Annotated in this window: 3 protein-coding genes; 1 reads left to right on the top strand and 2 read right to left on the bottom strand. The window is 60.7% G+C overall.

Annotated features, from left to right (window positions below; genetic code table 11):
* Window positions 1–502 precede the first annotated feature (502 nt).
* The gene (locus tag PLJ71_12075; GenBank protein HQM49415.1) at window positions 503–1,888 is read left to right on the top strand and encodes an MFS transporter; all 1,386 of its coding nucleotides are present in this window, start codon (window positions 503–505) and stop codon (window positions 1,886–1,888) included.
* An 83-nt stretch (window positions 1,889–1,971) separates the two neighbouring features.
* On the opposite strand, the gene PLJ71_12070 is transcribed toward PLJ71_12075, so the two are convergent.
* Complete coding sequence (locus PLJ71_12070; protein ID HQM49414.1) at window positions 1,972–4,962, bottom strand: response regulator; 2,991 nt, start codon at window positions 4,960–4,962, stop codon at window positions 1,972–1,974.
* A 40-nt stretch (window positions 4,963–5,002) separates the two neighbouring features.
* Window positions 5,003–6,250, bottom strand: coding sequence for a response regulator (locus PLJ71_12065; GenBank protein HQM49413.1), 1,248 nt, complete (start codon window positions 6,248–6,250; stop codon window positions 5,003–5,005).
* Window positions 6,251–6,306 lie beyond the last annotated feature (56 nt).

Below are 6,306 nucleotides of genomic sequence, written 5' to 3'. Positions count from 1 at the left end.
CGTCCGGCCTTGTGTCGGACGTCCGGACGCCTGACGCGAGGTCGGGCGCTACAATTCACTCTCTGCATTGGGAAGGCCATCCCGCCAATCCTGTTCATCCCGTCAAACAAACCTTCCCGTCTCTTTCTAAATTTACCCACATGGGCTAAACTGTCTTTGGAGCAAATAGGGGGCTGTGCGTATGAGCGATATCTACAACGCAGGGAAGGCCGCGACTTGAGCCGCCTGCCTTGGGGCATTAGCCGTCTCATCAGACCGTCACGGTTCTATTGCGGCAGAAGTTGAAGCCAGACCGTGAGTTTTGGTCGAATATCAATTGTTAGTGTATCCTGGATCGGCGGGGATGGTAATGTGCGTGCGCTTGCCAATTCAGCCGGCACACTTCCGGGGGTAGTCGCTGACCTGCGCCTTGACGGACTCAAACCTGCGACTGATCGGGAGCGAAGCGTGTCCGTCTGGTGTTGCGTATGTCCCCGATTCAGGACCGAAAGCGAATGCCCGAGTGAGTGAGTCTGTCTCAAATAGAGCCAACGGGTCGCGGTGGGCCAATGTCGTCCGGCCGCTGCGCTCGCGCAATTACCGCCTGTTCTTCGTAGGTCAGGGTATCTCGCTGACGGGCACCTGGATGCAGCGGACCGCCCTCCTGTGGCTGGTCGGCACCATGTTCCCCGATGAAAAGACCGCTGCGTTCTGGCTGGGCATAGTGGGCTTCGCCGGGCAGATTCCCGCCATCGTGCTGACCCCTCTGGCGGGCGCCCTGGCCGACCGGTGGGACCGGCGGCGTATGCTCGTAGCCGCCCAAGCGCTGGCCATGCTCCAGTCCTTCGTGCTGGCCGCGCTGACGGTGACCGGCGGCGTTGAAATCTGGCAGATCGTCGTCCTCTCGCTCTGGTTGGGCGCGGTGAACGCGGTCGAAGTGCCAACTCGGCAGTCGTTCGTTATCGAGATGGTGGAACGGCCGGAAGACCTCACCAATGCCATTGCACTCAACAGTTCCATCGTCAATTTAGGCCGTCTGGTGGGTCCCGCCTTTGGCGGCGTCGTTACGGCCATGTTTGGCGTTGGCGCGTGCTTTTTGCTCAACGGGTTCAGCTTCCTGGCCGTCATCATTGCGCTGCTGGTTATGCGCATCAAGCCGCGCCGGGTCCAGCCCAGCAAGAAACACGTGCTCCAGAACCTGGCCGAGGGGCTGGTCTATGCCTTCACTTTCCCGCCGATTCGTGCCTTATTGCTAATCATGGCGCTGGTCAGCCTCGTGGGCGTTCCGTACAACTCCCTGCTGCCGGCGTTCGGCAGGCACGTTTTGTCTTGCGGCCCCAAGGGCTACGGCACATTAGTCGCGGTGGCCGGCGTTGGCGCCCTGGCCGGGGCGCTGTACCTGGCGAGCCGCTCCTCGGTCCGCGGACTGGGCCGCATCATTGTCTTTGCCCCTGCCCTCTTCGGCGCCACGCTGATCGGCTTTTCCCTCAACCGGTCATTCGCGTTGGCGCTCCTGTTCATGCCGCTGCTCGGTCTGGGCCAGATGCTGCTGATGGCGTCCTGTAATACTGTTTTACAGACCATCGTGGACGACGACAAGCGCGGGCGCGTGATGAGCTTCTATTCACTGTCGTTCATGGGGGTCGTGCCTTTGGGCAACTTGTTGGCGGGGTTCGCCGCGCGTGAGATTGGCTCGGCACTGACCATGGCCATCGGGGGGACGGTCTGTGTCCTGGGCGCCGTTGATTTCTACCGGAGACTTCCTAACTTGCGCGCGCTGCTCCATCGGATATATGTCAGCAAGGGTATTGTCCCCGAAGTGGCCACTGGCCTGCAGGCAGCCGCCGAACCGTCCGGCACGTCCAATGCGGGAGGACCAGGCGCCGCACCACAAGGCGGCCACTCTTGAAAACAATGGGGAAGCGAAAGAAACGGCGGTGTTGCGAGGCAAGACCGGCGGCAAACGGTTCAACCGCCCGGCGCGGGGAGTCCCTATGCAGCGGGACCCTTCTCCGGGTCGCTCTCCAGGGCGCCCGGGCTGTCCGGAAAGGTTGACCGCAGGAATTGGGCCACGCGTTCGCCTTCCTTTGTGACGGATGCCAGCATCTCCTGCGCGCCGTCAAGATCGTGTTCGCGGCCTTGCCGTTCCAACTCTCGTGCGAGGTCGGCAATGCGTTGAGCGCCAATGGTCAGAGAACTGCCCCTAATCACATGGGCCCAGCGTTCCATGCTTTGGGGATTGCGCGTTTCCACGGCCGCGGCGAGTTCCACAAGCCGCTGGGCATTTTCGCCCAAGTACTCGTGGACGATCTCGGCCATAAACTCCGCGTCCTCCCCGCACGATTGTCTCAAAACACTCAAATCTACCGGGGCAACCTCTTCCGGGAGAGCAGCGCATGGCGGACCGCCGGAGCACGCATGCGCTTCACCATTCGCGTCAGGCGGGCGCAGCCACCTGTTCAACACCGATAACAGGTTCTCCCTGATGACGGGTTTGGAGAGGTAGTCATCCATTCCCGCCGCCAGGCAGCGCTCGCGGTCTCCCTTCATCGCCGAGGCGGTCATCGCGATAACCGGGATATGGTCGCCGGGCCTTTCCTGCTCGCGCAATCTCCGTGTGGCCTCATAGCCGTCCATCTCGGGCATCTGGCAGTCCATCAGCACGAGGTCGTAGTGCCGGCGTTTCAGCGCCTCGAGGGCCTCCCGGCCGTTACGAGCCAGCTCGCAGCGGAACCCCGCTTTGGCGAGCAACCGGTCCATCACTTTCTGGTTGGCGGTCACATCCTCAACCACCAGCAAGAGAAAGCGGCCCCGTGCCGGCCAGTCCAGCGTATGCTCCGTTACGACACTGCTCACGCCTTTGCCAACCGGGGCGGGACGCCGGCCCAGGACCGTCGTGACGCAATCGAACAGTGCTTGCCGTTTGGCGGGTTTCATCAATACTCCTTCAAAGCCGATGTTGGCGAGGCGTTCCAGGGGGCACCTGCGTCCAATCGAGGTCAGGAGGATAAGGCGCGTGCTCGCGACTGTCGCATCACGCTTCACTTCTTGAGCGAGTTCTTCGCCGTCCATTCCCGGCATCTGCAGGTCCAACAACGCCAGGCGGAACGGCCGCCCGGCGCGGGCCGCCTCACGAAGCGCGGTCAACGCGCTGCATCCGTCGCCAGCCTCCGCAACCACGCATCCCCAGCGCTCGAGATAGGTACGAAGAATCAGCCGGTTTGTATCGTTATCGTCGACCACCAGGACCCGCACTCCCCTCAGATCGACCGACTCGGTCAATTGCTCGGGCACAAGTTCACCTTCTGCCGGAGGCAGGGGAACAACGAAGTAAAACGTCGAGCCCGCGCCTGCTTCGCTCTCGACGCCGATCTCACCCCCCATGAGGCTTATCAGCCGCTGGCAGATCGCGAGGCCAAGCCCCGTGCCCCCGTATCTGCGGGTAGTCGACGCATCCGCCTGCGTGAACGACTCGAAAAGCCGCTCGCGCTGTTCCTCGATAATGCCGATCCCCGTATCGGACACCTCAAAGCGGACCGCATCGTCATGACCGTTCCAGGCCGTGCGGGCGACATTCAGGACCACCTCGCCCTTCTCCGTGAACTTGATCGCGTTCCCCACCAGATTGACCAGAACTTGCCGGAGGCGTCCCGGGTCGCCTAGCACGTAATCAGGGACGTCGGGCGCGACCAGAACGCACAACTCGATGCCCTTGTCATCCACTTGTCCCGCAAAAACGTCGGCCACCGCCTCGATATGCGTGGGCAAGTGAAATGCCAGGGACTCGAGTTCCAACTTCCCCGCCTCGATCTTCGAGAAATCCAAAATATCATTGATGATGCTGAGAAGGGATTCGCTGGACTGATGCGCGGTTTCGGCGAAATCCCGTTGCTCCTCGGTCAAGTCGGTGTCCGCCAACAGGTCCATCATGCCCATGATGGCGCTCATGGGAGTGCGGATCTCGTGGCTCATGTTAGCCAGGAAACTGCTCTTGGCCCGGTTTGCCGATTCCGCGGCCTCTTTCGCGCGGCGCAATTCCTCGGCTGCCTGTTTCTGAACGGTTATATCCTCGAGGGTGACAATGGCGCCGCCAAATTTCTCGCTCACGTCGAGAATCCGGGCGAATTTCACGTGGTAGCAGCGGGGACCGTTTTCTGCCGGTATTTCTCGCTCGACAGCGAGAACTTCACCGGCACTGCCCAAGAAGCGGGAGAGGTCTGCCGCCAGCCCGGGTAGAATCTCAGCGAGCGGCGTTCCGGATAGCCCTTTGCAGATTCCGTGCGCATCCTGTTCAGCAACTGCCGTCTTGTCTTTGAGCAAGGCCCGAATCTTGTAGTATTGGTCGCCGGGCACCTTTCCGTGATGGACCAGCAGGGCCGCTGCATGGTTCAGATTCACTATGCGCATCCGGGTGTCCAGCACAAACACCGGATGGGGATGACTCTCGAAAACGGTGAGATAACGGTTCTTTTCGTTCGTCATGGAACGGTTGCTGGCCTGAAGTTCGGCAATCAGGCTGCTCGGGTCCGACCCCGCCCAGTCACTGCAGAACGCGATCTCGAAACGGTCGAACAGGCGGGTAATCACGTGACAGCAGTGCGCCTTGTACAACGGCTCGAAATCCGAACCGCGCACGAGATCAAGAAAGGAGTCACGATAGTACGTCATCAGCCCCAGGAACATGGCGAGACTGATGCCGCGAGCGCGATGGCGCTGGGATTCTACCAAGGCGAACGAACAGATCGGGTCCCCCGTGAAGTCCTCGTCGGGACCCAGCTCGAAGCTAGCGCCAGTGGTGTCCAGCGCGCTCACGAGCGCGTCGGACAACCCCGAGATGGAAAGGCGCCACGCTTCCTTCAGTGTGGACGTGTATCTCGCGTATTCGCGCTTTCTGGCATATTCCAGAATCCGCCCCATCAGCCAGTCTTCACTATTCAAGATCAGCGTGCGCAAGGGCTTCATATCTACAAGTCTGGCTTCCATGCCTTCGCCTCCAGTACGGGATTCCATGCAGACGGACAGGTTACGGCGCGCTACCAGCGGCCGCGTTGTGGGGACCTTCCTGGCCGCCCGGCTCCGGTACCCCGGTCAGCGGAATGGTGAAAAAGAACCGCGAACCGTTGCCTTCCGAACTCTCAAAACCAGCCGTCCCTCCGTGCAATTCCGCGAAATGCTTGACGATCGGCAGTCCCAGGCCCAGGCCGCGTTTGCCAAACTCGTAACTGCCGGAGGAATGGTGCAGCATGTCGAGCGTCGAGAAGTACATCTCGAAAATGTGGGGCTTGTCCGTCTCGGAGACGCCCACTCCCCGGTCAATGACCTCAAAGCGCACGTTTCCCGCGTCCGGCTGACAAACGTTCACGCCGATGGTCTCGCCGTCGGGGGTGAACTTGATGGCGTTCATCAGGAGGTTTAGAAGCGCGTCGGCAATCTTGCTGCGGTCAAGCGTGACAGGGGGCAGACCGTCGTCCACAGTAACGCGCAGCTTCTGACCGCGCCGGTCCGCGAACACGCATGCTTCCTCCACGACGTCCTTGGTGAGTGCCGCCAAGTCCGTTTCTTCGGCAAATAGACCCTGGTCATAACCGCCTTCGTGGCTCACCTTCAGTGTTCGCACAACCACATCAACGAGGCGCTGAGTGCTCTTAGTTAATGCGTCCAGGAGGCTCCGAGCAGTCCTCTTGTCAGGGTCAATGTGGGGACGAAGCAGTTCCGTCGCGCCGTTTATCACGGCTAACGGGGAACGCAGCTCGTGAGAGGTGAGAAGAATGAAAGCCGACTTCATCCTATCCAGCTCACGCAGCTCATGATTGATTCTCTCTTGCGTCTCGATATCCGTCTTCAACCCTATCACGCGTTGCGCGGCTATCAGACGCACCTGTAGCTCGTCCGGGTCAACCGGCTTGATAACGAAATCATCCGCGCCCGCGGACATGCCTTCCAGGAAATCCTCGCGGCCCGAGCGGGACGTGATCAGCAGAATGTAGACATAATGTTCGCGTTGCTGAGCCCGCACCCGCCGGCATATCTCCGGCCCGTCCAGGCCAGGCATCATCCAATCCAGGAGAAGCACTTGAAGTTCCGGGCGCTGTTCGATCTGCTCGTAAGCGCGATCGCCGTCCGCAGCGGCAACAACTTCGTGCCCCCATTGGGTAAGAAGCCGTTCCATAAGACGCCGGGCAACTGCGTCATCATCTGCGACAAGAACGTTCAATTGAACACCTTTTCTTGCGTCGCGGTCCACGTATTGGTCCTGCAACGCGTTTCTCACGGGCGCAACGCCCCTTTGTCGAGGAGATCGCGGTAAAAAAGCATATTCTGGCGAAC

It is taken from the genome of Candidatus Hydrogenedentota bacterium (genome assembly GCA_035416745.1).
Lineage (GTDB): Bacteria > Hydrogenedentota > Hydrogenedentia > Hydrogenedentales > SLHB01 > UBA2224.
Note: the sequence above shows the minus strand (reverse complement) of the source record. Positions and strands in the feature narration are given on the sequence as shown.